26 protein-coding genes and 1 riboswitch are annotated in these 25,594 nt (G+C 73.4%); of the genes, 12 read left to right on the top strand and 14 right to left on the bottom strand.

All coding sequences use genetic code 11. The features are described from left to right. Nucleotides 1–132: 132 nt before the first annotated feature. From ACFRMQ_RS16220 to ACFRMQ_RS16200, 5 genes are all read right to left on the bottom strand, one after another. Complete coding sequence (locus ACFRMQ_RS16220; RefSeq protein WP_380731099.1) at nucleotides 133–885, bottom strand: ferredoxin; 753 nt, start codon at nucleotides 883–885, stop codon at nucleotides 133–135. Next, on the bottom strand, nucleotides 882–1,700 hold the full coding sequence (locus ACFRMQ_RS16215; RefSeq protein ID WP_380731098.1) for an ABC transporter ATP-binding protein: 819 nt from the start codon (nucleotides 1,698–1,700) through the stop codon (nucleotides 882–884). The genes ACFRMQ_RS16220 and ACFRMQ_RS16215 overlap by 4 nt, the downstream gene beginning before the upstream one ends. Beyond that, a complete protein-coding gene (locus ACFRMQ_RS16210) occupies nucleotides 1,697–2,776 on the bottom strand; it encodes a FecCD family ABC transporter permease (RefSeq protein WP_380731097.1) in 1,080 nt (359 codons plus the stop codon). The genes ACFRMQ_RS16215 and ACFRMQ_RS16210 overlap by 4 nt, the downstream gene beginning before the upstream one ends. Beyond that, the gene (locus tag ACFRMQ_RS16205) at nucleotides 2,773–3,717 is read right to left on the bottom strand and encodes an ABC transporter substrate-binding protein (protein ID WP_380731096.1); all 945 of its coding nucleotides are present in this window, start codon (nucleotides 3,715–3,717) and stop codon (nucleotides 2,773–2,775) included. The genes ACFRMQ_RS16210 and ACFRMQ_RS16205 overlap by 4 nt, the downstream gene beginning before the upstream one ends. A 139-nt stretch (nucleotides 3,718–3,856) precedes the next feature. Further along, a riboswitch (cobalamin riboswitch) is annotated at nucleotides 3,857–4,062 on the bottom strand. A gap of 139 nt (nucleotides 4,063–4,201) precedes the next feature. After that, a complete protein-coding gene (locus tag ACFRMQ_RS16200) occupies nucleotides 4,202–4,630 on the bottom strand; it encodes a hypothetical protein (RefSeq protein WP_380731095.1) in 429 nt (142 codons plus the stop codon). 472 nt (nucleotides 4,631–5,102) lie between these two features. Here ACFRMQ_RS16200 and ACFRMQ_RS16195 point away from each other — a divergent pair, with 472 nt between their 5' ends. Both ACFRMQ_RS16195 and ACFRMQ_RS16190 read left to right on the top strand, forming a co-directional pair. Next, the gene (locus ACFRMQ_RS16195; protein ID WP_380731094.1) at nucleotides 5,103–5,684 is read left to right on the top strand and encodes a PH domain-containing protein; all 582 of its coding nucleotides are present in this window, start codon (nucleotides 5,103–5,105) and stop codon (nucleotides 5,682–5,684) included. A gap of 114 nt (nucleotides 5,685–5,798) precedes the next feature. Continuing rightward, nucleotides 5,799–6,389 (top strand): hypothetical protein, encoded by a 591-nt coding sequence (locus tag ACFRMQ_RS16190; protein WP_380731093.1) that lies wholly within the window; start codon nucleotides 5,799–5,801, stop codon nucleotides 6,387–6,389. A gap of 175 nt (nucleotides 6,390–6,564) precedes the next feature. Here ACFRMQ_RS16190 and ACFRMQ_RS16185 read toward each other — a convergent pair whose 3' ends face one another. Next, nucleotides 6,565–8,538, bottom strand: a complete 1,974-nt coding sequence (locus ACFRMQ_RS16185) for a tetratricopeptide repeat protein (protein ID WP_380731092.1) — start codon at nucleotides 8,536–8,538, stop codon at nucleotides 6,565–6,567. Between the two features lie 388 nt (nucleotides 8,539–8,926). Beyond that, nucleotides 8,927–10,531, bottom strand: coding sequence for an alpha/beta hydrolase (locus ACFRMQ_RS16180; protein ID WP_380731091.1), 1,605 nt, complete (start codon nucleotides 10,529–10,531; stop codon nucleotides 8,927–8,929). Between the two features lie 253 nt (nucleotides 10,532–10,784). Between ACFRMQ_RS16180 and ACFRMQ_RS16175 the strand changes: the two genes are divergently transcribed. The 3 genes from ACFRMQ_RS16175 to ACFRMQ_RS16165 are packed head-to-tail and all read left to right on the top strand — an operon-like array spanning nucleotide 10,785 to nucleotide 13,119. Next, a complete protein-coding gene (locus ACFRMQ_RS16175) occupies nucleotides 10,785–11,138 on the top strand; it encodes an ArsR/SmtB family transcription factor (protein WP_380731090.1) in 354 nt (117 codons plus the stop codon). Then, a complete protein-coding gene (locus ACFRMQ_RS16170; protein ID WP_380731089.1) occupies nucleotides 11,135–11,608 on the top strand; it encodes an SRPBCC family protein in 474 nt (157 codons plus the stop codon). The genes ACFRMQ_RS16175 and ACFRMQ_RS16170 overlap by 4 nt, the downstream gene beginning before the upstream one ends. Then, entirely contained in the window at nucleotides 11,605–13,119 is a 1,515-nt protein-coding gene (locus ACFRMQ_RS16165) for an MFS transporter (RefSeq protein WP_380731088.1), read from the top strand. Before ACFRMQ_RS16170 ends, ACFRMQ_RS16165 begins: the two co-directional genes overlap by 4 nt. A gap of 23 nt (nucleotides 13,120–13,142) precedes the next feature. Here the strand turns inward: ACFRMQ_RS16165 and ACFRMQ_RS16160 are convergent, their stop codons facing one another. Continuing rightward, a complete protein-coding gene (locus ACFRMQ_RS16160; protein ID WP_380731087.1) occupies nucleotides 13,143–13,997 on the bottom strand; it encodes a LysR family transcriptional regulator in 855 nt (284 codons plus the stop codon). Between the two features lie 80 nt (nucleotides 13,998–14,077). Between ACFRMQ_RS16160 and ACFRMQ_RS16155 the strand changes: the two genes are divergently transcribed. Further along, the gene (locus ACFRMQ_RS16155; RefSeq protein ID WP_380731086.1) at nucleotides 14,078–14,596 is read left to right on the top strand and encodes a cupin domain-containing protein; all 519 of its coding nucleotides are present in this window, start codon (nucleotides 14,078–14,080) and stop codon (nucleotides 14,594–14,596) included. Nucleotides 14,597–14,676: 80 nt separating this feature from the next. Here ACFRMQ_RS16155 and ACFRMQ_RS16150 read toward each other — a convergent pair whose 3' ends face one another. Further along, nucleotides 14,677–16,179: a carboxylesterase/lipase family protein gene (locus ACFRMQ_RS16150; RefSeq protein ID WP_380731085.1), complete on the bottom strand. Its 1,503-nt coding sequence runs from the start codon at nucleotides 16,177–16,179 to the stop codon at nucleotides 14,677–14,679. Nucleotides 16,180–16,376: 197 nt separating this feature from the next. Next, nucleotides 16,377–17,048 (bottom strand): TetR/AcrR family transcriptional regulator, encoded by a 672-nt coding sequence (locus ACFRMQ_RS16145; protein WP_380731084.1) that lies wholly within the window; start codon nucleotides 17,046–17,048, stop codon nucleotides 16,377–16,379. A gap of 67 nt (nucleotides 17,049–17,115) precedes the next feature. Here ACFRMQ_RS16145 and ACFRMQ_RS16140 point away from each other — a divergent pair, with 67 nt between their 5' ends. Then, nucleotides 17,116–18,084 (top strand): hypothetical protein, encoded by a 969-nt coding sequence (locus tag ACFRMQ_RS16140; protein ID WP_380731100.1) that lies wholly within the window; start codon nucleotides 17,116–17,118, stop codon nucleotides 18,082–18,084. Nucleotides 18,085–18,477: 393 nt separating this feature from the next. On the opposite strand, the gene ACFRMQ_RS16135 is transcribed toward ACFRMQ_RS16140, so the two are convergent. Then, entirely contained in the window at nucleotides 18,478–19,296 is an 819-nt protein-coding gene (locus ACFRMQ_RS16135; RefSeq protein ID WP_380731083.1) for an isocitrate lyase/phosphoenolpyruvate mutase family protein, read from the bottom strand. Nucleotides 19,297–19,315: 19 nt separating this feature from the next. Further along, complete coding sequence (locus ACFRMQ_RS16130) at nucleotides 19,316–19,477, bottom strand: hypothetical protein (protein WP_380731082.1); 162 nt, start codon at nucleotides 19,475–19,477, stop codon at nucleotides 19,316–19,318. 400 nt (nucleotides 19,478–19,877) lie between these two features. Between ACFRMQ_RS16130 and ACFRMQ_RS16125 the strand changes: the two genes are divergently transcribed. The 4 genes from ACFRMQ_RS16125 to ACFRMQ_RS16110 all read left to right on the top strand — a co-directional run bounded on the left by ACFRMQ_RS16125 (nucleotide 19,878) and on the right by ACFRMQ_RS16110 (nucleotide 21,725). Further along, complete coding sequence (locus ACFRMQ_RS16125) at nucleotides 19,878–20,021, top strand: hypothetical protein (RefSeq protein WP_380731081.1); 144 nt, start codon at nucleotides 19,878–19,880, stop codon at nucleotides 20,019–20,021. Further along, nucleotides 20,018–21,196: a methyltransferase domain-containing protein gene (locus ACFRMQ_RS16120; RefSeq protein ID WP_380731080.1), complete on the top strand. Its 1,179-nt coding sequence runs from the start codon at nucleotides 20,018–20,020 to the stop codon at nucleotides 21,194–21,196. The genes ACFRMQ_RS16125 and ACFRMQ_RS16120 overlap by 4 nt, the downstream gene beginning before the upstream one ends. A gap of 96 nt (nucleotides 21,197–21,292) precedes the next feature. Next, on the top strand, nucleotides 21,293–21,481 hold the full coding sequence (locus tag ACFRMQ_RS16115; RefSeq protein ID WP_380731079.1) for a hypothetical protein: 189 nt from the start codon (nucleotides 21,293–21,295) through the stop codon (nucleotides 21,479–21,481). Continuing rightward, entirely contained in the window at nucleotides 21,456–21,725 is a 270-nt protein-coding gene (locus ACFRMQ_RS16110) for a hypothetical protein (protein ID WP_380731078.1), read from the top strand. Before ACFRMQ_RS16115 ends, ACFRMQ_RS16110 begins: the two co-directional genes overlap by 26 nt. Here the strand turns inward: ACFRMQ_RS16110 and ACFRMQ_RS16105 are convergent. After that, nucleotides 21,722–23,287, bottom strand: coding sequence for an alpha/beta hydrolase (locus ACFRMQ_RS16105; protein WP_380731077.1), 1,566 nt, complete (start codon nucleotides 23,285–23,287; stop codon nucleotides 21,722–21,724). The two genes, ACFRMQ_RS16110 and ACFRMQ_RS16105, sit on opposite strands and share 4 nt — an antisense overlap. A gap of 755 nt (nucleotides 23,288–24,042) precedes the next feature. Here ACFRMQ_RS16105 and ACFRMQ_RS16100 point away from each other — a divergent pair. Next, entirely contained in the window at nucleotides 24,043–24,993 is a 951-nt protein-coding gene (locus ACFRMQ_RS16100; protein ID WP_380731076.1) for a transposase, read from the top strand. A gap of 28 nt (nucleotides 24,994–25,021) precedes the next feature. Here ACFRMQ_RS16100 and ACFRMQ_RS16095 read toward each other — a convergent pair. After that, nucleotides 25,022–25,594 (bottom strand): IS3 family transposase (locus ACFRMQ_RS16095; RefSeq protein ID WP_380731075.1); only part of this gene is annotated, 573 nt, incomplete at its 5' end.

Below are 25,594 nucleotides of genomic sequence, written 5' to 3'. Positions count from 1 at the left end.
TTCGTGCGCGGTACGGGCCCCTCGGTCGTCGCGCCGCGGCGCGCTCCCCGTCGGCCGGCCAGGAGCCGGGCGGTTCACACCGGGCCGCGTGCCGGGTCGGGGCGCCGGGTCGGGGCGCCGGGCTGGTGGCGATCAGCCGTCGTGCCGGTCCGCCCGCTCCTTCCGGTGACGGGGGAGCCGGTGGGACTCGACCGGTCGTCCGCCGGTGAGGTGCTCGGTGACGATGCGGCCGGCGGCAGCGGCGTCGACCTTCCCGTACCAGACGTCGTCCGGCTGCACGCTGGCGACGGGGGCCTGGTTGCAGGGGAACTGGCATCCCGTCTGGGTGACGAGCACGTCGTCGTCGCCGAGGCCCCGCTCGGTCAGTTCCCGTACCAGGGCGCGCAGTCCCTCCTCCGCCCCCAGGGCCGTGCACCGCGGGCCCCGGCACACCAGGACCTGGTGCCGGTGGCCGGTGACGTCCTCCCAGGCCGCCGACGTGAGACCGGGCTCCTCGCCGGTGACGGCCCTCGTCATCGCGGCCGCCGTGGCGACCGCGTCCGGCGAGTCGGCGAGGCGGGTCGCGACGAGGAGTTCGGGGCGGTGGCCCGCGCGCTCGCGCCACCAGTGGGCGGCGATCCGCCGCAGCCAGGACTGGGCCGGGCCGGAACCCGCGAGACGGACGCCGATCACGACCACGGTCCCGGCGCCCGCGTCGGCCAGCCTGGTCAGCTCGGCCGACAGTGACGGGTCCGCCTGCTGCAGGAACGCGATCGAGGCCCGGTGCGACGCCGCCGCCCGGAGGAGTTCGTCACGACGGACGGCCTCCCCGACCGACATGCCGACCAGGAGCACGGCGGTTTCGGCGGTGCGGCGGGCGGGGGCGCCCGGGGCGGGAGCGGTCATGGTGTCGTCCTTTCGCTGAGCAGTCCGTTCCACCGGATGTGCGGTCGGTCGTGCCGGGGGTGCCGCTCCACGGTGACGTCGACGCCGTAGACGCGCGCGATCGTGGGGGAGGTGAGCACGTCGGAGACGGGCCCGTGGGCGACCAGGCGGCCGTCGAGCAGGACGGCGGCCTCGTCGCAGTAGGCGGCGGCGAGTTCGAGGTCGTGCAGCGCGGCCACCGTGGTGATGCCCAGCCCGCGCACGGTGCCGAGGAAGCCGAGCTGGTGGCGCAGGTCGAGGTGGTTGGTGGGCTCGTCGAGCAGGAGCACGCCGGGCTCCTGCACCAGTGCCCGGGCGAGTTGCACCCGCTGCCGCTCGCCACCCGACAGCGTCGGCCAGGACCGGTCGAGCAGGTGGCCGATGTCCGCGGCGGCGACGGCGTCGGCGAACACGGACCGCTTGTGGGCGCCGACGGCGGAGTCCGTCGGTACGGGCCAGCGGCCGCGGTGCGGAGTGCGTCCGAGCTCGACGACCTGGCGGACCGACAGCGACAGCCGGGTGTCGGCCTGCTGCTCCATGAAGGCCACCCGTTGCGCGCGTCGGCGGGCCGGGAGCGCGTGGAGGTCCTCTCCGTCCAGGAGGACCCGCCCCGCGCCCGGCCGGGTCAGTCCGGCGACCGCGCGCAGCAGGGTGGTCTTCCCGGCGCCGTTGGGTCCGAGCAGGCCCGTGATCCGGCCGGGGCGGAACGCGAGCGAGACCGTGTCCAGCAGGGTGGTCGCGCCGGCGCGGACGAGAAGTCCCTCCGCGCGCAGGTCGACAGGAGGTGTCACCGTCACAGCGCCCTCCCGTCGGCCCGTCCCTGGCGCCACAGCAGCCAGGCGAAGAAGGGCGCTCCGAGGCCGGCCGTGATGATGCCGACGGGGATCTCCCGGCCGGGGAGGACCGAGCGCGCCACGATGTCGCTGCCCACCAGGAGGGACGCGCCCACCAGCGCCGACACGGGCAGCAGCAGGGCGTGACGCGGGCCGCAGACGAGGCGGACCACGTGGGGGACGACCAGGCCGAGGAACCCGATGACGCCGGTGTTGGCGACCAGGCACGCGGTCACCAGCGCGGCGGTGGCGATGAGCACCCAGCGGGTGCGCTCGACGTGGACGCCGAGGGAGCGGGCGGCGGTCTCGCCGAAGGCGAAGGCGTCCAGGTCGCGGGCCGAGGCGGCCAGCACCGTGACACCGGCCAGCGCGACCGAGACCAGGAAGACGGCGGTGGGCCACCGGACGCCGGCGACGGAGCCCAGCGTCCACTCCATGACACCGCGCGCCGCGTTGCGGTCCCCGAGGACCATCACGACGAACGAGGTGTAGGCCCCGCACATCTGCCCCACCGCGATGCCGGCGAGCACGGTGCGGGTGGTCGGCAGTGACCGGGTGCGCGCGCCGGCCAGGGCCAGGACGACGACGGCGGCGAGCAGGGCGCCGGCGAAGGCCGCCGTCGACACCGCGCCGGTGCCGACGGCGCCGGTCACGCCGACCCCGAGGACGATCACGGTGACCGCGCCGGCGGCGGCGCCGTCCGAGATCCCGAGCAGGAAGGGATCGGCCAGGTCGTTCCCGGTCAGCGTCTGCAGCACCGCGCCGCAGACCGCGAGGCCGGCGCCGGTGGCGGCCGCCCCCAGGACCCGGGGCAGCCGCAACTGCCAGACGATCTGGTCGTCCAGCAGCGTGACCTGGGGATCGCCCAGCCCGAGCCGGCGCGCCACGACGTCGAGCACCGTCCGGAGCGACTCGTGCTGGGAGCCCACGGCCAGGCCGAGGAACACGGTGGCCAGCAGCAGGGCCGTGGCGACGGCCAGGACCGCCGTCGCGCGGCCCTGGCCGGTGGGCCGCGCGACGGGGTGGGGTGCGGTGGTCATGAGGCCGGGTGCAGTCGGCCCAGTCCTTCGGAGACCTTGGCGGCACCGTCGGCGAGCCGTACGCCGGGAGTCGACTCCGAGAACGGCACCACCACGAACGCCTTGCGCCGCACGGCGCCGAGCGTGCTCAGCACCGGGTCGTTCTCCAGGTAGTCGATCTTGGACTGGGCCGTGTCCCAGCCGGCGTCCGCGACCACGATGGCGTCCGGGTCGGCCGCGACGACCTTCTCCCAGCTCACGTTCTGCCAGGTACCGGGCAGGTCCGCGAAGACGTTGCGGGCGCCCACGGCGTCGAGCACGAGTTGGGGCCCGCCGTGGCCGGCGCCGACGAACGGCGCCTTGGTGTCCGAGTCGTACCACAGGACCTTCAGGTCCTTGCCGGCGGCCGTCGCCGTGAACCGGGCCAGCTGCTGCTCCTGCTGCCGCTGGATCGCGGCGGCCCGCTCCGTGACGCCGAAGACCTTGGCGACGTCGTTCAGTTCGCCCCACGCCGCCTGCCAGGTCGTCGGCGGTACCTGGCTCTTGTCCGCGCAGCCGAACGGGGACAGGTACGACGGGACGCCCTGGCCGCGCAGTTCCTCCCGGCTGCCCGCGACCTTGTCGGTGAACGCGCTGGCGTAGGAGGCGTACAGGAAGTCGGGGCGGGCCGTGAGGAGCTTCTCCTTCGTCGGGTAGTCCTTGGAGAGCACCGGGACGGAGTCGTAGGCGGCCTTCCACTTCTCCGGGACGGAGTCGTCGAGGTAGGCGGTACCGGCCATGCGGGACTCCAGGCCGAGGGCCAGGGCCACCTCGGTGGCACCCTGGTTGAGCGTCACCAGCCGCTCGGGCGGCGCGGGGACCGTCACGGTGGTCCCGCAGTTGTCCACGCTGACCGGCCCGGCGGTTCCGGTCGCCCCACCGGACGCGGTGGGCGCGGGGGCGCTGGTGCAGGCTCCGAGCACGCCGATGAACAGGAAGGCCGCGACGGCCCGGCCGGCACGCGTCGGGCCGGTGGGACGTACGGAACTTACGGGACGTACGGAACATATGGATCGAAATGGACGCAGCAGACCGCTGGGCACGTGTTCTCCAAAACCCTCGTGGAACATGTCGCGCCGTGGCCGGTCTCCTGGCTTCCGCATCGACGCACCGCGGCCGACCTTCCCGGGCGGCTCTTCCAGCCCGCCCAGTGGCCCCGACCGCTGCGAAAGCCGGTCAGCGAGGGCCGCGGAACTCCGCGGCAACAGTGGCGAGGGCCGCACCGGACTTTGACCGGCTTCCCGAACACCACGGCCAGGGCAACGTATCAGGCGTGGTCGGATCGCTGCTGGCCAGGTCGGGGGGTGATCGTCCGGACCGTTCCGGGGGCGCCGACGGGCGACCGTCGTGCCGCGCCCCCTCGCGCGCCCGTCCCACCGCACGGCCTCGGCAGGGCCTCAGCGGTCTTCAGTGGGTCTTCAGCGGGCCGGCGAACGACTTGCGCAGCGACGACGGTGCCACGACGGGGAGCAGGGAAGCCAGCATCTTTCCCTTCAAGGTGGTGGGCTCCCTGGTCAGCTGGACGTCGACGCGCGTTCCGTCACCCTCGGGAGTCATGCGGAAGGTCCACCCGCCTCCCGGCCCGAAGAGCTTGGAGTCGAGAGTGCGGATGACGACCGTGTTCCCTCCGGGCTCCCAGTCGTAGCGGGCACGCTCCCAGGCGGCGGCGGTGCCCTCGGTCACCTCGGCCCAGCCCTCTCCCCTTCCGTGGACCTCGAAGTGTTCCGCGTCGATGCTGGGCCACGCGTCGGGGCGGGCGGGGCCGAAGTCGGTGAGGACGGTCAGCACCTCGGAAGGCGTGAGCGAGGAGACGAGATGGAAGGTCACAACAGTCATGGATCATCCTCCACGTACGTGGACGGGGCACGTCGTGCCGCCGTCAGGGGGCCGGTGGCGGGCCGTGGGGCGGCGCCGCCTGGTCGGGCTTCACTCTGGTGGTCCCGCAAGGCCGGTGTCCTCCGTCAGTTGACTGCCCGACACGACTTGGGTCGTTACGGCGCCCGGGGCCGCTCACGACATCGGTACGTCATCGAGGGCGGCAGTCATTTGACGGATTCCCGGCGGGTGGCCGCGACGCAAGAGTGAAGACGCCGAACGACCTGCCGCCCGCCACCCCAGGGAATCGACCACCTCTGGGCCCGCCGCACTCCCCTGGGGGATCGACCACGGCAGTGCCGGAGGCGGCTGTCGGCCAACTTCCTTGCTCCACAAGCGATGTGGCGGCGTACGAGCCTCCCCGACGGGAGCCGGGCGGTCGCCGGTCCACCCCCCTGCGAGGCCGCACCGGGGGCGGCGTAGGGTGCGCCGTGTGAACGAACTGATCTTCCGGGGGAAAGACAGGCTCAGCCCGGACTGGGCCGATCTCGCACTGCTGCTCATGATCGTCACGGTCGAACTGGTCGCCGGCCGGGGGAAGTTCGACCTCGGCCTCGGCCCCATGATCCTGCTCGTCGGCGGCACCGTGGCGCTGGTCGCCGGGAGCCGCCTCGTCGCCCTGCGGTCCTGGGTCCGGGTGGGCGCCGACGGAGTCACCATCTGCCGGGGGCTCGGCCGGGGCCGCACCTACCCCTGGGAGCAGATCGCCTGGCTCGACGTGGCGGAGTTCCGGGGCCGCGGCGGCACGGTCACGCGGGTGGCGCGGATCCACACCACCGAGGGCCGGCGCCGCTGGCTGTCGACCCTGACGAACAGCGATCTCAGCACGTCGGAGAGCTTCGACAGCGACGTCCGGCGGGTCGCCGACTGGTGGAAGCACAGCACCCGGGCGGACCGGCGCGTTCAGCCGGAGAAGCGGCTCCGGGACCGGATCACGCCCATGAGGGCCGGGGTGCTGGGTGCCGTCGTCATGGCCGCCGTCCTCGCCGTGGTCGCCGCCCTGCCGGACCGGTAGGAGCCGGAACGGGGTCGGCTCCGGTCCGGGGCCGGTCCCCGGGCGTGGGGATCATGGCCGGATTTCCCGGGGCGTGGCAGACGGGACGGGCACGCTTCCCTACGCTGCCCGGTCATGCGTACATCCAGCTCCGGGACAAGACGCCTCGGCGTCGTCGCCGTACTCGCCCTCCTCGTCGGCCTGATGGGCTTCGCCCCGCAGGCGTCCGCCACGACCTCCGCCACGACCTCCGCCACGCCGCCGTACTTCGCCCTGAGCGTGGACCACCCCACGCTCACCCCCGGCCAGAGCGGCACCCTGAACGTGACGTTCACCAACCGCCAGACCAGCCCCGTGACCTTCCTCTACGTCTGGCTCCCCCTGCTCGAAGCAGGTCCTCAGCCCGCGCCCGGCGCGCGGGCGGTGCTCACCGGGTGCTCCGGGCAGGTGAGCTGGTGCGACCTCGGGGAGAGGGCGTCCGTCCAGGGGCTGTACGCCCTGGTCAACCTGACGGCTCCCCAGGTGCCGATCGAACCGGGCGGCAGCCGCACCATCACGCTGACCTACCGGTACCCCGCCGACTCCGACTGCACCGTGCACCCCGTCGTCAGCTTCTCCACGAACTACTTCCACTACGAGTACGGCGACGGCTCGCAGAGCTACGACGGCTCGGAGTTCCCCGACCCGCCCGTCACCAGCACGCTGGTGTGCCCGCCCGCACCGTAAGGACCACCCGCCCCGTGAGGACAGCCCTTTCCGGCCGCCCGCGCATCGGTGGCACGACCGATGCGCGGGCGGTGGGGGAGCGGGTAGGAGCCGCACGGCCACCCCGCCGACGCCGACCGGCGCGTCCGTGGGCCCCGGGGAACGGCGGCGGTCAGCGGCCCGGGCGGGGGAGGGCTCAGGCGTCCAGTTCCCGGAGCAGTTCGGCGCGCAGTTCCGGGTCCGGGCCGGGGTCGGTGGCGAGCGCGCGGGTGAAGTCCTCGGCGGCGGCGGCCCGGTCGCCGAGTTCGCGGTGGGCCAGCCCCCGGTTGTAGAGGGCGACGGGGTCGGGGTCCAGGGCGATGGCGCGGTCCAGGTCGGCGACGGCGCCCGGGGTGTCGCCGCGTTCGAAGCGGATCGCCGCGCGGTTGGCCCAGGCGGTCGGCAGATCGGGGGCGTGGTCGACGGCCCGGGTGAGCAGAGCCTCGGCCTCGGGGAGGCGGCCGCGTTCGCCCTCGACGAGGCCGAGCACGCACAGCAGGTGAGGCTGGCCCGGGGACAGGCGCAGGCCCGCGTGGGCGTCGCGCTCGGCGAGGTCGAGTTCGCCGTCCTCCAGGTGGAGGCCGGCCCGGTTGACCAGGGCGTCCAGGTGCTCGGGGTCGATCCGCAGGGTTCGGTCGAGGTCGGCCAGCGCCGCCTGGGGCCGGCCCAGGTCGGTGTGGGTCTCGGCACGGTTGTAGTACGCCTCGGGCAGGTGCGGGCCGAGGCGGATCGCGGTGCCGTAGTCGGCGATCGCGTCGTCCGGCCGTCCGGTGGCCCGGTGGAGGGCTGCCCGGTCGACGTAGTACTCCGCGTTCTGCGGGTCCCGCTCGATCACCGTGTCGAGGTCGGCGAGCGCGCGGGCCGGATCGCCGAGGGCGAGGTGCAGCTGGGCCCGGTTGTGCAGCAGCCGGGCGCGGTCCTGGGGGCGTTCGCCCGGTGCCAGGGCCCGGTCGAGCTCCGCGATGCCGTCCTCGACCGTCGCCAGCGCCGCCGCGGGGTCGCCGGCCCGGCTGTCCAGCAGGGCCAGGCCCTGCCGGTGGAAGACGGTGGTGACGGCGCGTTCGCGCGGGTCCTCGATCCGCCCGGCGAGTGCGAGGGCGCGCTCCAGCCAGGTGCGGGCGGCGGCGAGGTCCCGGGCGGGCTCCGGCAGGTGGCGGACGTGGAGCATGGCGGTGGAGTAGGCCGTGGACAGGTGGATCCTCGGCTCGTCGGTGACCTGCCGGACGTGGTCGTAGAGCGCGAGGGCCTCGGCCGGGCGCTCCAGGGCGGTGAGCGCGGTGGCCAGCATCGTGGTGAAGGCCCACCAGTTCCGGGTGTCCCCGGCCGGGGTGACCAGCGCCAGGCCGCGTTCGGCGAGCCGGACGGCGTGCTCGTAGAAGCCGCTGCGCAGGGCCAGGGCGAGCGCGGTGCGCAGCGCGTCGACGCCGTCGGTGGCCGGGCGGGTGCCGCGTTCGCGGTGGTGGGGGATGGCGCCCAGCTGCCAGGACCACTCGCCGGTCGCGGCCAGTTCGTCGGCGCGCTCGTCGTGCCAGGCGGGGCCGTGGACCGTGGCGGCGTCCTCGGCGGCGTCCTCGGGGGTGGGCCGGGACGGGGTGATGGCGAGGGGGCGGGCGTGCTCGGCGACGGCCTCGGCGAGCGCGGGGGGCAGTGAGGCGCCGCCGACGTACAGCCTCAGCCGGGACGGGTCGACGCGTCGCAGCAGGGTGTCGACGAGTTCGACGGTGGTGGCGTCCGCCTCGTCCACCCGGTCGAGCACCACGGCGGCGGGCGTGCGCTGCCCCGCCGACCAGGAGGCGACGAACTCGCCTATTCCGTAGGCGAGATGGCGGGTGCGCCGGGCCGGGTGGAACCTGATCTGGACGTCCGCGACGTCCAGGGCCGCGAGGGCCTCGTCGGCCCATGGCATCGCCGGTGCCAAGTCGCGTACCGCGCTGAGGAGTTCGACCTGGTGGCGGTCCACCAGCGGGGAGTGTCCCTGGCCGAGGGCGAGGTGGCGGACGAACTCGCCGACCCCGCCGTAGGGCCCGCGCTGCCAGACCCGGCAGTCGAAGGCGCCCAGGAGCCCTTCGGCTCCGGCGGCCGCCGCGCGCCGGTCCCGGGGCAGTGTCGCCTCCAGCCAGACGTGTCGCATGCCCGACTCCTCCCCTTCTCGTGTCGGCGGGCCCGCCGTGGGGCCGTCGCTCGGTGCCCGCGGCCGCCCGGAGGCGTGCCAGGAAGCTCGCGGAGCCCCTGGCACGCCACCGGTGTCAGTGGTGCGTCGGAGTTACCAGCACCACTCGAGCCACAGCCGGCGGGCGTTGCCGGTCAGTGCGACGGTGCCGGACTTACGGGTCGTCATCTTCCGCATGTCTGTCTCCTTCGGTGGGGGGGTGGTCGGCCGGGGTCTCGTGGCGACCATGGCCCATGGTGGTGATAATTCGTATGAACTGTCAAGGAATTGGAGACTCCGCTAATCGGCGGACCCTGGCGCCGGGGCGTCCGGATCGTGCCGATCCGCAGGCCAGGGCCTGGCTGGTCGGCTACCGGCGGGTGCAGACCGGGTCGGTGTCCGGCAGGCGTCCGGAGGCCAGGTAGGCGTTGACGGTGTCGTCCACGCAGGCGTTGCCGTAGGTCCCGTACAGGCCGTGCTGGTCGGCGCCCCGCAGGGTCAGCAGCCGCGAGCCGGGCAGCAGCCGGCGCAGGGCGACGGCGTCCCGGTGGGGAGTGCGCGGGTCACCGGTGGCGGAGAGGATCAGCGCCCGGGCGTCGCGGTGCACCTCGACGGGCGCCTCGCGCGGGGCTTCCCAGAAGGCGCAGGGAGTGATGTCGTGGAGCAGTGGGCCGAACAGCGGGTGCTCGGCGCGACCGCGCTCGATCCGGCGCCAGTAGTCCTCGGGGTCTCCGGGCGCCGTGCGGTCCGCGCACAGGACGGCCTGGCCGGCGCTGCCGGCCTGCGATCCCTGGGGGCCGAACAGCAGGCGCAGCAGGGCGGCGGTCGAGGCCGTGGGGGTGACGGGCCGGCCCGCCGCCGCCTCGGCGAGCATCGCCATCTGTTCGGCGAGGGCCGACCGTTCGGGGTCGGAGTCGCCCTGGAGGCCCACGAAGAGCAGGACCGGGACGCGGGTGTCGTCGAGTTCGACGGCGTCGGCGCCGGTGCCGAGGACGAGCGGGCGGTTCGCGGCCGTCTCGACGGTGCGCAGGATTCCGTCGCCGACCTCCGCGTGGGTGCGGCCGAGCCGGTAGGTGTCGTGGCGCTGCGCCGTCCAGTCCGCCCAGTGGGCGAACGCCCGTTCCTGTTCGGGCAGTTGGTTCGGGAGGAGCGCGGGCCCGGAGTGGCGGGGGTGGAGCGCGCTGTCGAGGACCATCCGGTCGACGCGGCCGGGGAACATCTGGGTGTACACCGTGCCGAGGTACGTGCCGTAGGACAGGCCGAGGTAGGAGATCCTCCGTTCGCCGAGCGCGCCCCGGACCACGTCCAGGTCCCGGGCCGCGTCGCGGGTGCCCGCGTACGGCAGCAGGTCGCCGGCCGCCGAGCGGCACCGGGCCGCGAGTTCCCGGTGGAGGGCGACCTGGCGCTCGAAGGCGGCGCGGCCGGTCCCGGCGGAGAAGAGGCCGCCGACGGGCCAGCCGCAGTCGAGCGGGGTGCTGCGGCCGGCGAAGCGCTGGTCCAGCCCGACGATGTCGAAGCGGCCGGCGGTTTCCTTGAGGGCGGCATGGACCCGGGGTGGTGCGCCGAGTGTCGGGGCGCCGGGGCCGCCGTCGTTGAGCAGCAGCGTGCCGATCCGGTGGCGGGTGTCGGCGGCCTCGATCCGGGAGAGCGCCAGCGTGAGGGTGCGTCCGCCGGGGTCGCCGTAGTCCAGGGGCACGGTGGCCTCCGCGCAGCGGGCGCCGGCCTGGTCGAGTGCGGCACCGTCCGGGTCGTCCGGGCCCAGGACGCAGGTGTGCCAGTGGAGGTGCTGGCGGTAGTAGCGGTCGAGCCCCGAGGTGGCGGGGTGCGCGGGGGTGGTCGTGGTGGCGGTCGCGGTCAGGAAGGCCGCGAGGGCGAGGCCGGCCGCAGCGGTGCGCCGGGCGGTGGGCGGGCGCCGGGTGGCGGGGCCGGTGCGGGCGGGGCGGGGGTCCGTGCGGGTGGGGCGGGGGTCGGCCATGACGCCTCCTCGGCTGCGCTTCCGTCCCCCGGACGAGAAGAGCAGCCCCGGCGGCGAAAACGTCGGTGCGACAGTCGGGGATTCGGGTGCCCTCGGCGAAGCGAGGGGAGTCGAAGTGCCCCGAGCGGACCCTCGCCCGCGTTCGGCGTCCTCTTCGCCGCTCCGGAGGGCGACAGCACCGCAGCGGCGAGCGCGCGAAGAAGGTTAACCAGACGCTTGACTATTCACGGGCCGACGCCCAACACTTAGGCACATGCTTAACCAATCTGGTTCGTTGGACCGGGTGTTCCAAGCCCTGGCGGACCCGACCCGCCGGGACATCGTCGAGCGGCTGGTGCGCGGGCCCGCCTCGGTCAGTGAACTGGCCAGGCCGCTCGCCATGTCACTGCCGGCGGTGATGCAGCACATCCAGGTACTGGAGACGTGCGGGCTGGTCCGGTCCGAGAAGACCGGGCGGGTGCGCACCTGCCACATCGAGCCGGGTGTGCTGCGCATGACCGAGGAGTGGATCGCCGCGCAGCGCACCGCCTGGGAGCGCCGCCTCGACCGCCTCGGCGACTACCTGGCCGAACACGGCGACACCCCGGAACAAGGGAGCACACGATGACCGACCACGTGGTCACGCACGCCACGTTCACCCTCGAACGCCGCTACGCCGCCCCGCCGGCCACGGTGTTCGCCGCGTGGGCCGACCCCACGGCCAAGGCACGCTGGTTCGCGGGCCCCGACGCCGAGCACGAGCTCGACTTCCGCGTCGGCGGGCGGGAGGTCAACCGCGGCCGCTCCGCCGGCGGAGCGGTGCTGACGTTCGAGTCCTGGTACCGGGACATCGTCCAGGACGAGCGGATCGTCTACACCTCCACCCTGTCCGAGGGACCGGACCTCGCGACGGTGTCGCTGACGACGGTGGAGTTCCACCCGGAAGACGGTGGCACCCGGGTGCTGCTCACCGAGCAGGGCACCTTCCTCGACGGCCGCGAGGAAGCGGCCTGGCGGGAACAGGGCACGGGCAGGTGGCTCGACGAGCTCGCGGCCGAGCTACGGCAACCTCGGCAGAACAGCACCGAACGACCGTGACGACCACGGGAGACTTACCGCGGAACGGGCGTCGGCGGGTGCTGGCGCTGCTGGGCACGGCGTTCTTCATGACCATCCTGGACGGCACCAGCCTGCTCACCGCCCTGCCGGCGATCGAACAGCACCTCCACCTGCACGGCCCGGCCGTCCAATGGACGGTGACGGCCTACGCGCTGGCCTTCAGCGGACTGCTGCTGCTGTGCGGCCGCGCCGCGGACCTGCTGGGCCGTCGGCGTGTGTTCATCGCCGGGACGGTGCTGCGGGTCCTCGCCTCGCTGGCATGCGGGCTCGCCCCGTCCGGCCAGGCCCTGGTGGCCGCCCGCGCGCTGCAGGGCGTCTCGGCCGCGATCATCGCCCCGGCCGCGCTGTCGATGGTCGTCGACACCTTCCCCGAAGGGCCCGAACGGAACAGGGCACTCGGCGTCTGGGGCGGCCTCGGCGGGTTCGGTGCCACCGCCGGCCTCCTGCTGGGCGGCGTCATCACCGACCTCCTCGGATGGCAGTGGGTGTTCTGGATCAACGTCCCGGTCGGGGCCGTGGTGCTGGTACTCGCCCCCGTCCTGCTGCGCGAGAGCCGGGACCGCTCACGCTCCCGTTCCTTCGACGTGCCCGGCGCGCTGACCATCGCCCCCGCACTCGTCCTGCTCGTCCACGCCATCACCCGGGTACCGGCATCCGGATGGACGAACGGACGCACCGTCGGGCTGCTGGCCGCCGTGGCCGTACTGCTCGGGACGTTCGCCCTGGTGGAGAAGCGGTCGGCGGCCCCCCTCGTCCCCCTGCGGGCGCTGCGCTCGCGGACACTGGTCGGCGGCAACCTGCTGCTGCTCATCGCCGGCATGACCGTCGACGGCATGCTCGTCACCCTCACCTCCTTCGTGCAGCAGGCGCTCGGCTGGTCCGCGGCGCGGTTCGGCCTGGTGACCGCGGTGATGACCGTCACCGCGGCCGCGGGCGCCCTGCTGAGCCAGCGGGTCGTGCCCAGGCTCGGCCCGGGGCGGGTGGCCGCCGCCGGCGCCGCCCTGCTCGGTTGCGGCTGCCTGCTGCTCACCCGCCTGCCGGCCGGCGGTCCGACGGGCCTGCTGCCGGCCGCGCTGCTCCTGTTCGGGGCGGGGATGGGCGCCGTCACGGTGTGCGCTCAGATCGCCGCGCTGACCGGCGTCACCGAGAACGACTCGGGCATGGCCGCCGGCCTCGCCGACACCTCGTTCGCGGTCGGCACCGCCCTCGGCGCGGCCGTCTGCACCAGCGTGGTCGCCGCCTACTCCTCCGCCGCCTCCGCCGCCTCCGCGACCGACGACCCCGCACCGCTCGTATCCACCACCGGGCAGCAGGCCGCGTTCGGGGTGGCCGGCGTCTTCGCCGCCCTGGCCCTGATCGTCGCGTCGACGCTCCTCGGCAGGCGGTCTGGCCCGTCCCGCACCGGCCCGTCCTGTACCGGACCGTCCCGCATGGGCCCGGCAGACGCCGGTGGGGACGCATCCACCGGGGTGCCGTCGACCTCGGCGTGACGCACGGGACGCGGTGCCGGACCTCAGCGGCGGTACGCGGCGGCCGCGATCTCGCCGAAGGTCCGGATCAACGGATTGGCGTCCCCCTCGTTCCACACCGCCACCACCCGGCTCGGCGGCATGTCGACCAGCGGCACCACGGTCAGCTCCGGGGGCAGGTGGTGCCCGAGCGGGGCCAGGCCGACCGTGCCGTTCCACAGCACGGCCTGGAGGCACTCGTGGACGGCGCGCACCACCGGGCCCTCGCGCGGGCTGCCGCCGTTCCAGTACGACTGCCAGAGGGGGTCGGTGCCCTGCGGGAACCGGAACCAGCGGCGGTCGCCCAGTTCGGCCAGCCGCAGCCCCTCGCGGCCGGCCAGGGGATCGTCGGCGCGCAGGAGCACGCCGACCGGATCGCTCCGCAGCGTACGCACCGTCAGGGCCGTCTCGTCGAACGGGGCCCGGGTCAGCGCGACGTCGACCAGCCCGGCGCGCAGCCCGCAGGTCGGGTCGGTCAGATCGGTGTCGCGCACGCGGATGTCGACGCCGGGGCGGCTGCGGCGGAAGGCGGCGGCCAGCCGGGCCACTCCTGGGTCGGTGCCGTCGCCCAGGATGCCGATGGTGATGGCCGTGACGCCGGCCGCCGCCGCGTTGACGCGTACCCGGACGCGGTCGGCGTGGTCGAGCAGGGCCAGCGCCTCCTCCAGCAGCACCGATCCCACCGGAGTGAGCGCGACCCCGGTGGAGGCTCGGACGAACAGCGGGGCCCCGGCCTCGGCCTCCAGCCGCTTGATCGCCCGGCTCAGCGGCGGCTGGCTCATGTGCAGTCGGGTGGCGGCCCGGCCGAAGTGGAGTTCCTCGGCGACCGCCACGAAGTAGCGCAAGGTCCGTAGCTCCACGCTGCCACGATACCCACGGGGTATCGGCGCCTCGGAACAGGTCTTGGACACCGGCGGGCGCCCGGCGGTGCACTCGTGACATGACCGAAGAAACGAAGAACAGCAGGCCGCCGACCGACCCCGTCGTCTCGGTGGTGGGCCCCGGCGACGGCGAGACGATCGTCCTGGGCACCACGCGGATGCGCGTCCTGGAGGACGGCAGCCACACCGGCCACCGACTCGCGATCGCCGAGTCCGTCCTCGCCCCGCACACCCAGGGGCCGCCGCAGCACCGCCACGCCCGGCACGACGAGGGCTTCTACATCCTTTCCGGCACCGTGCGGTTCACCGTGGGGGACCAGGACCACGACGCCCCCGCGGGCACGCTCGTGATGGTTCCGCCCGGCACCCCGCACACCTTCGCCAACCCGACCGGCCGGCCGGCCGTCATGCTCAGCACCTTCACCCCGGACCTGTACGTCCAGTACTTCCGCGATCTGCGCGACGCACTCGCCGACGGCCGTCCGCTGACGCCACAGGCCAACCTCGACGCGATGAGCCGCTACGCGACCGAGCCCGCCGCCGAGCTCGCCACCGGCCCGGCCACCGGCCTGGCCTGAGCCGACGGCCCTGAGCGTCCGGCTGGCCATCGGCTGTGATCGATTTCCGGTCGCGGAGCCAGGACGGGAAGCCCCGGCCGTCAGCGCACGCCGTCCCAGAGGAGCCGCTCGGGGCGGCCGGGGTCCCGGAGGACTGCGGGCGCAGTGTCGTCCAGCCGCATGACGAGCCGGTCGGGCAGGTAGGCGGGCCAGGACGGCAGGTCCTCGTGCCGGGGGTGGCCGTCGCGGGCGAAGGATGTCCAGGCGCCGCGCAGGCGCTCGGACAGCCGCGGATGGCCGGCCGGGTCCGTCAGCGGGTCGTCGAGGTCGCCGAAGAGGAGGCCCAGCTCGGACATGTGGCAGGCGCCGAGGGCGCCGTCCAGGGCGGGGGAGGGCTGGGCGAACTCGTAGAAGTGGGTGTCGGCGCCGTGGGCGGCCCGGGCCTCGGCGATGCGGAGGGCGGGCACCCGGTAGCCGTGGTCGGTCATCACGGCCGAGAAGAGGTCGGCCGCGCCGGCACCGGGCCGGGAGGCGGCGTAGCGGGCCCGCGCGGCGGCCGGGTCGAGCCCCAGGGCGGCGAGGAAGCCGTGCAGGAAGGCGTCGCCGATGCGGTCGGCCATGCCGAGCGGCACGAGGAAGAGGCGGAACTCCTCACTGGTGACGCCGGTGAGCAGGTCGAGGTGGCGGCCCGCGCCGGCGCGGACGGCGTCGACGGGGCGCTCGGGCAGCGTCGCCGTCCCGAACACCGGAAGGACGGTCGTGCCGCCGCCGGCGGACTCGCCCCATCGGCCGGGCTCGGTGCTGCGGGCGATCTCCTGGGCGAGCCGGGCGTCGGCGGCCACCAGCTCCCGGGGCGGGAGCGCGGCGAGCGCCTCGGTGGTGCACTCGACGCCGGCCAGTTCGGCCAGCCGCTCGGTGACGCGGCGCGCGGTCTCGGGGGCGTGGGCGTGGTGCCCGGCCCCGCTCTGGGTGATGGCCCGTCGGAACAGGCCGTCGGCCCGGGGCATCGTCATGAGCGCGGTGATGCCGATCGCACCGGCCGACTGGCCGAAGACGGTCACGTTCGCCGGGTCTCCGCCGAATCCGGCGATGTTGTCGCGGACCCATTCCAGGGCGGCGATCTGGTCCAGCAGCCCGAGGTTGGCGGTGCCGTCCGGGAGCAGGAGGAAACCCTCCGCGCCCAGACGGTAGTTGAGCGTCACGCAGACCACGCCGTCGCGGGCGAGGGCGGCGCCGCCGTAGGTCGGCAGCGAGCCCGACCCGTTGCGGAACGAGCCGCCGTGGATCCACACCATGACGGGCAGCCCCCGCTCCGACCGGTGCGGCGAGGGCGTCCAGACGTTGAGGTTGAGGCAGTCCTCGCCCTGCGGCCCGGACGGGCGCAGCAGGCCGGTCATGGCGGGTCCGTAGCCCGGCTGCGGGGCGGCCGGGCCGTGGTCGAACGCGTCGCGCACACCGCTCCACGGCTCCGGTGGCCGGGGCGCGCGCAGCCGGCCCGCACCGAACGGCGGTGCCGCGTACGGGATTCCGAGGAATGACGCGGTGCCGCCGCGTAGGCGTCCGCGGACCGGACCGTGAAGGGTGTCGACGACGGTGCTGTTCATGGCAGGTGGAGTTCCCCGGGGGACGCGCGGTGTTCGTGCGCGATGAGACGTTTCCGCGTGCCCGGGGTGATCGCAACCGAATTTCCGTCAGGCGAGGGCCGGATGAGGGCGCCGCGACGAACTCAGGCGGTGGCGCGGTGGGCGTCGAGCCACCGTCGCCCGGCCGCGCCGGCGGCGCGCCAGTCGGCCCAGGGCTCTTACTGAGGGAGCTGTGGCTCCTGCGACGTCCGTTCGTCACCTGCGTCAAGTCCGGAGCAGAGCAGGTTGAATGCCTGGAGGGCCGCCGAGGCGACGGCATCGCGGGCGGGTGCGGGCGGTTCGCCGGACATGATGCGTCGTCGGAGCTCGCGTAGAGCGGCGCGGTGCGTCCCGGCGATGGCGCCCGCGAGGAGCAGGGGCAACGCGTGGCCGGCATCGCCGGGTGTATCCGCGGCATCCGGCGGATGTTCGGTCAGAGCGGTCGCCAGCGCGGCCTCGATGCGTTCGCCGATCTCGCGTTCGCGGGCGCGTAGGGCCGGGCTGTCCTGGATGACCTGCCAGAACGCGGGCGCTCCGGGCTGGAGCCCGAGCATGGGGTGGTCCTGCCGTAGGGCGGAGAGCAGGTCGTCGCGGACGGCTTCGATGGGGCAGGTGCCCGGGGTTCGGTCGCGTACCAGGGTGGCGAGGCGGTTCTCGACCTCGGCCTGGCGGTCGAAGAACAGGTCTTCTTTGGTGGGGAAGTAGTTGAACACGGTGTTGGTGGAGACGCCCGCGTGCCGTGCCACCTCGGCGACCGTGACCTGGTCGAAGCCGTGTTCCAGGAAGAGGGGCAGAGCCGCGTCGGCGATCGCCGCGCGGGTCTGCTGTTTCTTGATCTCTCGAAGGCCCATACCCGCATGGTAGTGTCACTGCAAATTTGGTGTGACACCATTAATTTTTGGGGGCGACGGCGTGGCCATGACCTTCGGCATCTATCCCGGCGGCATCCTGGGCGACGACCAGGGCATCATCCATCCGGTCCGACCGGACGAGCCGGACCGCATCAACGAGGCCCTCGACGAGCTCCAGGGCAACGCGGCCACGCTGGCGGTGCGCGCCTACCGCTCGTTCGCCGCCACCGTGACACCGCCGCAGCCCACACCCGCCGATCCGCACGCCTACCTCCAGCGCGGGCGCACCCTGGACCTCGTGCTGCAGTTCCGCGAGCCGTCCGGTGTGCTGGACGGCTGGCCGGAGTTCGTCCGCCAGGCCGTCCGGGCCGGCGGACGCAAGCTGACGTCCGTCCAGATCTGCGAGGAGCCCAACCTCAACCTCCCCTCCGTCGACGGCAGCACCCCCAACGTCCTGAACGCGCTCGTCCAAGGTGTCATCGCCGCCAAGCAGGAGGCCCGCTCCCTCGGCCACCGTGTGGCCGTCGGCTTCAACGCCGCGCCGACCTTCGACCCGTCCGACACCTTCTGGTCCAACCTCGGCGCCCTGGCCGACGCGCGCTTCCGGCAGAGCCTGGACTACGTCGGCCTGGACTTCTTCCCGGACGTGTTCCACCCCATTCCCGAGGACCGACTGGCAGGCGCGGTCACCGCGGTCCTCACGGCGTTCCGCCGCATCAGCCTGCCGCAGGCCGGCATCCCCGGCACCGTCCCGATCCGCATCTGCGAGAACGGCTGGCCCACCGGCCCCGGCCGCACCGAACAGCGACAGGCCGCCTCCCTTGACACCATCATCCGGACCGTCGCCGCCCACGCCCCCGACCTGAACATCGACGGCTACTCGCTCTTCGCCCTGCGGGACGCCGACAGCAACGCCGAAGGGCTCTTCCACCACTTCGGCCTGCTGCGCGACGACTACACCCCCAAGCCGGCCTTCGCGACCTACCGGCAACTCATCGAAGAACTGGACAACCCGCCGGTCACCTCAGCTCCGTGACGTGTGGCGGCTGCCAGGAGTCGCGGTGCTGTCAGTTCTGGGGTCCTGGTGAACAGTGACTGGGCCCGGCAATCAGTAGCGGCGGCGCTGACGCGGCGGCCCGACCCTGGTGCCGACCTCGCTCTGCAACCAAAACAACCCGGACCGGTCTCGCCACGAACCCTGTTCTCGGGTCAACCCCCGAAGGACTTCGAGCGTTGACCACTTACTGGTCGGCTCCGGTGGTGGACGTCCACCGGAACGGCTGTGCCGTGGCGTTGTGGCGGTCCTGGAAGTCCCGGAGCCGGTCCGTGACCTGGGTCGGATCGGTGAAGTCGCCGGGTCGGACAGGCGGCGGCAGCGGGTACGGTCGACGGGCCGGCTCCTGGTACGGGAGGCCCGCTGCCGGGCCGGTCAGTGGGCTTCGGAGAGCAGCGCGTCGAGTTCCGGAAAGGCGATGCCGTCCGCGAGGGAGTCGTAGCCGCCGGTGCCGAAGAGGTCCTGTGCGGCGCGGCGGGCGGCAGCGTAGGCGGCCTGCGCGACGCCCGAGCCGAGACTGACGCGAGCCACTCCGAGGGCGCCGAGCTCGGCGACGGTCGGGGCGCCGGGGCCGGCCATGACGTTCAGCGGTACGGGGATGTCCCTGGCCAGCGCTGCGACGGTGGCGGTGTCGGTGACGCCGGGGACGAAGATGCCGTCCGCGCCCGCGTCGACGTACGAGTGGGCCCGGGCCAGGGTTTCCTTCAGCCGGGTGTCCGGGTCGCCGAGCCCGAACAGGTAGGTGTCGATCCGGGCGTTGAGGAACAGGTCCGCGCCTGTCCGGTCGGCACTCCGCCGGGCCGCGGCCAGCCGTGCCGCGAGCTCTGCCGGAGGCCGGGTGCCGTCCTCGATGTTGACGCCGACGGCGCCCGCCGCGAGCACCCCGGACACGGTCTCGGCCACGTCGGCGGCATCCGTCCCGTACCCGCCCTCGATGTCGGCGGTGACCGGCACCGCGACGGCGGCGACGATCCGGGCGATCAGCTTCAGCGCCCGGTCGCGGGTGAGGACGTTGCCGTCCGGAGAACCCAGGGACCAGGCGACACCGGCACTGGTGGTCGCGATCGCGGGGGCGCCCGCGGCCTCGATGACGCGGGCGCTCGCGACGTCCCAGGCGTTGGCGAGCGCGAGGGGTTCGGCCGAGGTGTGCAGGGAGCGGAAGAGGCGGGCGTGGTCCGGCTGCGTGATGGTCATGGACGCAGTCAAACATCGACTACTGCCCGTCCACTGGCAGGAATCCGACATCGACGTCGAGCCCGGTCGACCGGCTCTCCATCACCGCGCTCAGCCGGACGCTGAGCGAGGCGGGCCTGCGGTTCGAGGTCCTGAACCCGTGCGACCCGATGTTCATCGCGGGCCTCGCGGCCTTCGACATGGCCCTCTCTCCGCCCTCCACGGGCCCTGCGGGGAGGACGGCCGGCCCAAGGGCTGCTGGACTACCCGCGGCTTCCCTGCTGCGGCAGTGGCGTGGCGGCTCCCGCGGTGGCCGCCGACAGGATCCTCTGCAAGCGCGTCATGGGATCGCTCGGCGTGCCGACCCCGGCCTGGCGGGAGTGGTCCTGACGCCGGCTCCCGAGAACTGTGGCAGATCGCCCAGGAGCTCTTGGGACAGCCGGTCACGGGGCACTGAGCCCGCCGCCCATTTTTCATACTTCCCAGGAAGCCGCACGACGCGACCTCCGAGGCTGGTAGAAGTGCTGGTGCCGATCACAACTCCCCGCCAGCAAAGCGGAATTGGGTATCCGAACTCTGGCGGGCCCTACGGAGGGACCACCATGGGTAAGCACGGAGGCGGGGACGGCGACGGCAAGGGCGGCGGGCAGCAGGACGACAGCAACAAGGGCGTGACGCACGGTGGCGGCGGTTCGGACGAGGGCGGCAACACCTCGGACGGCCAGAACCCGGCCGGCGGCCAGTGACCGGCGAGACGCACCAGGAGGCGGGCCCCCAGGGGCTCGCCTCCGCGCTGGTGGCCAAAGGCGCACTCCCCTCGGACTGGCTCCCCTCCTTCACCGCCGTACCGCGCGAGCTGTTCGTCCCGGACCGGATCTGGCCGGGCATCGCGGACGGCACGCGGCAGAACCCCGTGGTGTACCGCTCGAAGGACTCCGAGGCCTGGCGGAACGCGGTCTACTCCGACATCCCACTGACCACGCAGTGGGACGACGGCCGCCACGAGGGCGACGGCCTCGGCACGACCCCGACGTCCTCCAGCTCCATGCCGACCATGGTGGCCTCCATGCTCCGGGACCTGGACGCCCGTCCGGGGTCCAGGGTGCTGGAGATCGGTACCGGCACGGGCTGGAACGCGGGTCTCCTGACTCACCGCCTGGGCAACCCCAACGTGGTGACCGTCGAGTACGACCCGGACGTCGCGCTCGGTGCCCGGAAGAACCTGGAGAGCGCGGGACTGGCGCCCACCGTGATCGAGGGCGACGGCCGGGGCGGATGGGCCGAAGGCGGTCCGTACGATCGGATCATCGCCACGTGCTCCCTCCTGGAGATCCCTCCGGCATGGCTGGAGCAGTCGGCCCCGGGCGCGGTGATCGTCGCCCCGTTCGGCACCGAGTACGGCGGCGAGCAGATCGTCCGGCTGGTCGTGAACGGCGACGGGACCAGCGCGAGCGGTCGTTTCACGGGAGGGTCCGCGTTCATGCGGCTCCGCCAGCAACGGACGCGGCGGCCGCTGTTCGAGGAGTACCTGCGCGGGGTTCCGTGGCCGGCGGACGGCACGCGAAGTACGACCACCCTTTCCCCGAAGGAAACGGGCGAGTGGTACCGGCAATTCGTCATCGGGCTCGGCGTGCCCGATGCCTTCTGGCGTGCGGAGCGCTACGACGACGACGCGTACACCCTCTGGGTCTACAGCCGGGACAAGCAGTCGTGGGCCTCCGCCGACTACGAGCGGGACCGCACCGGGTACGAGGTGTACCAGTCCGGCCCCCGCAAGCTCTGGGACGAGGTGGAGGCCGCCTACCGCTGGTGGGACGGGCAGGGCCGCCCCGGGCACGAACGGTTCGGCCTGACAGTCACCCGACAGGGGCAGACGGCCTGGCTGGACTCCCCGGAGAACCCGGTCCCCCAGCAGTCCTGACGAGGTTGGGCGCCTGCCCCCGGCCGCCCCGGTCGGGGCCCCGACCGGGCTACCGGAGGCTCGGACAGGGACGTGCTCCCGCACAGATCACGTCACTTGCGCAGGTCGGGAACAAGGTGCAAGGGCGGTGCGTCATCCCAGGCCCACTTCACCCACGCCGCCGTCGGCCAGCTCACCGACGCCACCGCCCGCAACCTCGACGACTACACCGCCGGCCGCACCAACGAGAACACCCTCGTACTGAGCCGGCCCGGCACCGATGGATCTCCTCGACCAGTTGCGTGACCCGCTCGCGGTGGTCGACGACGCCGCTACCACCCTGCGCGAGATGCGCCTTGAGGACACCATCGCCGCCTACCCCGACGTGGCCCTGCCGGTCCACCGCACCTCCGACGTCTCCGGGCTGTCCGCGGCCTTTGTCGCCCGGTACGCCGAGCGGGCCGGACAGGAGCTGCGCGACCGCCGCGCGAGCAGCTGGGGTCCGTCTTCAACCCTCCCTGGCAGGCGGGGGTTTGAAGACGGACCCTAGGGTCGGGCGGCCGGGCAGTCGGTGTCCTGAACGGGGAGAACACCGTCCAGGAGGTAGCGGTCGACGGCGGTGTCCACGCAGGCGTCGCGCGGCGCGAACAGGCCCGCGTAGGTGGTGTGCCGGAAGGCGCCGCGCAGGGTCACCAGGCGGGAGCCGGTCAGCGCGCGGTGGGCTGAGAGCTGGCCGGGGTAGGTGGCGGCCGGGTCGCCGTCGGCGCCGACCAGCAGGACCGGCACGGCGTTGCGCACCCGGGTGGGCGGTTCGGCGGGCTCCGCGGGCCAGAAGGTGCACGGCGTGAGGTTGCGGGTGAGCGGGCCGAACAGCGGCTCGTCGGCGCGGTGGGCCTGGATGTCGCGGTAGTAGGCGAGCGGATCGCGCGAGGCGGCGCGATCGGCGCACATGATCGCGGTCTGCACGGCGGCGTAGCCGCCCGCGTCGGGGGCCGTCAGACCGCTCAGCACCGCTTCCAGCAGTGCGGTCGGCTCCGCCCGACGGCCCTCGGCCGCGTCGGCCAGGACACGCACCAGCGCGGAGAACTCCTCGTAGGCGGTGGCGTCGTCCCCGGCCGCCACCGTCCACAACACCTGCGGCAGGGCCTGGGCGTCGACCCGGTGGGCGCCGACCGCCAGCGGCGCGCGTCCGGCGGCCAGGCGTACCCGCTCGACCGCGGCCAGCACCTCGGCGGTGGTCGCGCCCAGGTGGTGGCGGTCGTCGTGGTGGGCCGCCCAGGCGGCCCACGCGGTGAGCGCGGCCGCCATCGCGGGGCCCTGGGTGGCGGTCAGGTCGGGGCCGAAGCGGTCCGGGTCCATGGCCGCGTCGAAGACCGCCCGCCCCACGCGCCCGGGGAACAGCTGGAGGTAGACCTCGCCGAGGTAACTGCCGTAGGAGGAGCCGAGGTAGGCGATCGTCTCCTCGCCGAGGACGGCGCGCACCAGGTCCATGTCCCGGGCGGTGTTGCGGGTGGAGATCTGCGGCAGCAGCTCGCGGTACGGCGCGCAGCGGGCCGCGAGGCCCTTGGCGACCTCGGCGGACCGGTCGAAGGTCAGCCGGTCGGGGCCGGCCGAGCCGGGGCCGGCCGTGGGCCAGCCGCAGTCGAGGGGGGTGCTGGCGCCGACGAAGCGCGGGTCCATGCCGACGATGTCGTAGCGGGCGGCCAGGCCGGGCGCGGCCCGGCGCAGGGAGAGGGCGAGGTCGCGGACGGGGACGCCGGGGCCGCCGGGGTTGTAGAACAGGGTGCCCAGGCGGCGGGCCTGGTCGGTGGCGGGCAGCCGGGCGAGGGCGACCCCGGTGGTCCGCCCGTCGGGGCGGCGGTAGTCGAGGGGGACGGCGAGCTCGGTGCAGCCGGCGCCGGCGGCGTCGAGCTCGGCGCCGGCGGTGTCCTCCGGGCTGGTCGCGCAGGGGTGCCAGCGCGGCTGTTGGCCACGCAGCGCGGCGAGCGGATCGGCGGTGTCCGCCGTCGCGGGCGGGGGCGCGGTGACACCGGCCGCCGGTACGGCGGACGCGGTGAGGATGGTCAGGGCCAGCGCCGCAAGAGCGGCGGCCGGCTTGGCGGCGCGGATCACGGTGTTTCTCCTCGGGTGCCTGGGCGGGCCGTCGGGGCGACCGTAGGCGCCGTGGCGGCCGGGCGCGTCCACCACCGGTACCGGGTTCCCCCGCCGAACTGCCCCTGCGCGTCTGATACTTCAGGACCACCCGGGCCGGGACCGGCACGCGGCGTAACGCCAGGCGGAGGCGGTTTCCAGGCGAACGGCCTAGCTAGGTGAGGGCCACCTACCGGGCCTGCGTTCCCGTGCCGGACTCACCACGGTCCGCCGGAATCGGCCGGCGCGGTCCGGCCGCGCATGGCACGGAAGATGGCCCTGGCGACGTCCGGGGAGTTTCAGTAGGGGTTCAGCCAAGGTGAGCCCAAAAGGGGCAGTGGGATGATCTTGAGGTGAAGCAGCTCGCCCCCTGATCTCAGAACGTCCTCCTTCCCGCTGCCGGGACCGCCAGAATCTTGGTCATGACGAATGACGACAGCCAAGAGCCGGCCGTGGTGAGCCGCACGGTCCCTGGGATCGACGGCCCGGTGACGTTCCATCACGGCCCGGTGGATCGGGAGAGCGCGACGCAGCCCTTCGAGGTCGTGCGGTTCACGGGCGCGGAGGAGAGCGACATCCTCCATGCAGCTGTGGCTTTAATCACGAGTCGTGACGTCAGTTGTTCACGAGTTTGGGAGTCACCCCGAACCACGGACGGGTGATGTTCACGAGTTTCGACGTCACCGGGGTACTTGCCAGGCCAGCATCGGGAGTGCTCCTGGTGAAAGGCCCTGGTCATGCCGCAGATGCCGAAGGTCGAGCTGTACGCCGCGATCCGGCGCGACTACCGGCACGGCATGAAGCTGCGGGAGATCGCGCGCAAGCACAACGTGTCGTGGCGGACGATCAGGAAGGCTGTCGACTCGCTCTGGCCGGAGCCGCGGAAGAAGCTCCCGCCGCGACCGACCGCAATGGACCCGTACAAGGCGGTGATCGACGGGATCCTGCAGGCCGACCTGGACGCGCCGCGCAAGCAGCGGCACACGGTCACCCGGATCTTCCACCGCCTGGTCGAGGAACACGGTGCCGAGGTCTCCTACCAGCAGGTCCGCCGCTACGTCGCCGACCGAAAGCCGCAGATCCTGGTGGAGTCGGGCAAGGCCCCGATCGAGGCGTTCGTCCCGCAGACCGTCGTCGCGTCCAAGGCTGACTTCGGCATCGACCTGGTCACCCCGTTGCAGGCCGGGTCCTCCCGCCAGGGACGCGAGAACCTCGGCTACCAGCGCGACCCGTTCGCCATCGACTGGGACCAGCGGCAGGCCGTCTGCCCCCAGGGCCGGACCAGCCGCTTCTGGAGCCCGTCCACTCAGCAGGGCCGCGAGGTAATCGTGGTCCGCTTCGACGAAGCCGACTGCCACCCCTGCCCGGGCCGAACCGCCTGCACCACAGCCAAACGCTGGGGCCGTCGACTCACCCTGCGCCCACGCGCGTTGCACGAACTCGCCCAGGCCAACCATGACGCCCAGAACGACCAGGCGTGGCAGGCGAAATACGCTCTCCGGGCCGGCGTCGAGGGAACCGTCAGACAGGCCCTCGCCGTCACTGGCAGCCGACGGACCCGATACCGCGGCCTCGCCAAGACACACCTCGAACACGTCTACTCCGCCGTCGCCCTCAACCTGATCCGCCTCGACGCCTGGTGGAACGACAAGCCCCTCGACCACACCCGCACCAGCCACCTCAGCTGAGCTTCCCCCGCTGCGCGGGAGGTGGTGATTACCTGGTCAGGGCGGGTGTGGGTGGTTCGACGGCCACTGGTTCGGCCGTCGCCTGGTCGGCGTAGTGCTTGGCTTCGTACTCGTCGGGGCTGAGCCAGCCCAGGTGCTTCTGGATGCGGCGGGTGTTGTACCAGCCGTCGATGTAGGCGAACAGCGCGAGGTCGGCGTCGGTGCGGGTGGTGAAGGTCGTGCGGCGCACGCACTCGGTCTTCAGGACGCTCCAGAAGTTCTCCGCCAGGGCGTTGTCGAACGAGTCGCCCACGCTTCCCATGCTCGGCTCGATTCCCGCCTTCAGCAGGCGAGTTGTGAGCTTGATGGATGTGTACTGACACCCGTGGTCGCTGTGATGGATCAGCTTGCCCGGTTCGATGGGTCGGCCGTGCAGGGCGTACTCCAGGGCCGTGAGGACGAGGTCGGCGTCCGCGCGCTCCGAGGTGTGCCAGCCCACGATCCGGCGGGAGAAGGCGTCGCGGATCGTGGCCAGCCACCACGGGCCCTCGCCGGTCGGGATCAGCGAGATGTCGGCTACCCACAGCCGGTTCGGGGTGTCGGCGGTGAAGTCGCGCTGGAC

Source organism: Kitasatospora sp. NPDC056783, from assembly GCF_042789895.1.
In the GTDB taxonomy this organism is placed as follows: Bacteria; Actinomycetota; Actinomycetes; order Streptomycetales; family Streptomycetaceae; genus Kitasatospora.
This window is presented reverse-complemented; position numbering and strand designations above follow the sequence as displayed.

What these genes read in the sequence shown, in the direction of transcription:
- ACFRMQ_RS16180 (WP_380731091.1), bottom strand. Translation starts at nt 10,531, where the DNA reads ATGGCCGACCCCCGCCCCACCCGCACGGACCCCCGCCCCGCCCGCACC.
- ACFRMQ_RS16150 (WP_380731085.1), bottom strand. Translation starts at nt 16,179, where the DNA reads ATGAACAGCACCGTCGTCGACACCCTTCACGGTCCGGTCCGCGGACGC.
- ACFRMQ_RS16170 (WP_380731089.1), top strand. Translation starts at nt 11,135, where the DNA reads ATGACCGACCACGTGGTCACGCACGCCACGTTCACCCTCGAACGCCGC.
- ACFRMQ_RS16100 (WP_380731076.1), top strand. Translation starts at nt 24,043, where the DNA reads ATGCCGCAGATGCCGAAGGTCGAGCTGTACGCCGCGATCCGGCGCGAC.
- ACFRMQ_RS16175 (WP_380731090.1), top strand. Translation starts at nt 10,785, where the DNA reads ATGCTTAACCAATCTGGTTCGTTGGACCGGGTGTTCCAAGCCCTGGCG.
- ACFRMQ_RS16190 (WP_380731093.1), top strand. Translation starts at nt 5,799, where the DNA reads ATGCGTACATCCAGCTCCGGGACAAGACGCCTCGGCGTCGTCGCCGTA.
- ACFRMQ_RS16210 (WP_380731097.1), bottom strand. Translation starts at nt 2,776, where the DNA reads ATGACCACCGCACCCCACCCCGTCGCGCGGCCCACCGGCCAGGGCCGC.
- ACFRMQ_RS16130 (WP_380731082.1), bottom strand. Translation starts at nt 19,477, where the DNA reads ATGTCGAAGGCCGCGAGGCCCGCGATGAACATCGGGTCGCACGGGTTC.
- ACFRMQ_RS16135 (WP_380731083.1), bottom strand. Translation starts at nt 19,296, where the DNA reads ATGACCATCACGCAGCCGGACCACGCCCGCCTCTTCCGCTCCCTGCAC.
- ACFRMQ_RS16140 (WP_380731100.1), top strand. Translation starts at nt 17,116, where the DNA reads ATGACCTTCGGCATCTATCCCGGCGGCATCCTGGGCGACGACCAGGGC.
- ACFRMQ_RS16125 (WP_380731081.1), top strand. Translation starts at nt 19,878, where the DNA reads ATGGGTAAGCACGGAGGCGGGGACGGCGACGGCAAGGGCGGCGGGCAG.
- ACFRMQ_RS16145 (WP_380731084.1), bottom strand. Translation starts at nt 17,048, where the DNA reads ATGGGCCTTCGAGAGATCAAGAAACAGCAGACCCGCGCGGCGATCGCC.
- ACFRMQ_RS16155 (WP_380731086.1), top strand. Translation starts at nt 14,078, where the DNA reads ATGACCGAAGAAACGAAGAACAGCAGGCCGCCGACCGACCCCGTCGTC.
- ACFRMQ_RS16185 (WP_380731092.1), bottom strand. Translation starts at nt 8,538, where the DNA reads ATGCGACACGTCTGGCTGGAGGCGACACTGCCCCGGGACCGGCGCGCG.
- ACFRMQ_RS16200 (WP_380731095.1), bottom strand. Translation starts at nt 4,630, where the DNA reads ATGACTGTTGTGACCTTCCATCTCGTCTCCTCGCTCACGCCTTCCGAG.
- ACFRMQ_RS16110 (WP_380731078.1), top strand. Translation starts at nt 21,456, where the DNA reads ATGGATCTCCTCGACCAGTTGCGTGACCCGCTCGCGGTGGTCGACGAC.
- ACFRMQ_RS16220 (WP_380731099.1), bottom strand. Translation starts at nt 885, where the DNA reads ATGACCGCTCCCGCCCCGGGCGCCCCCGCCCGCCGCACCGCCGAAACC.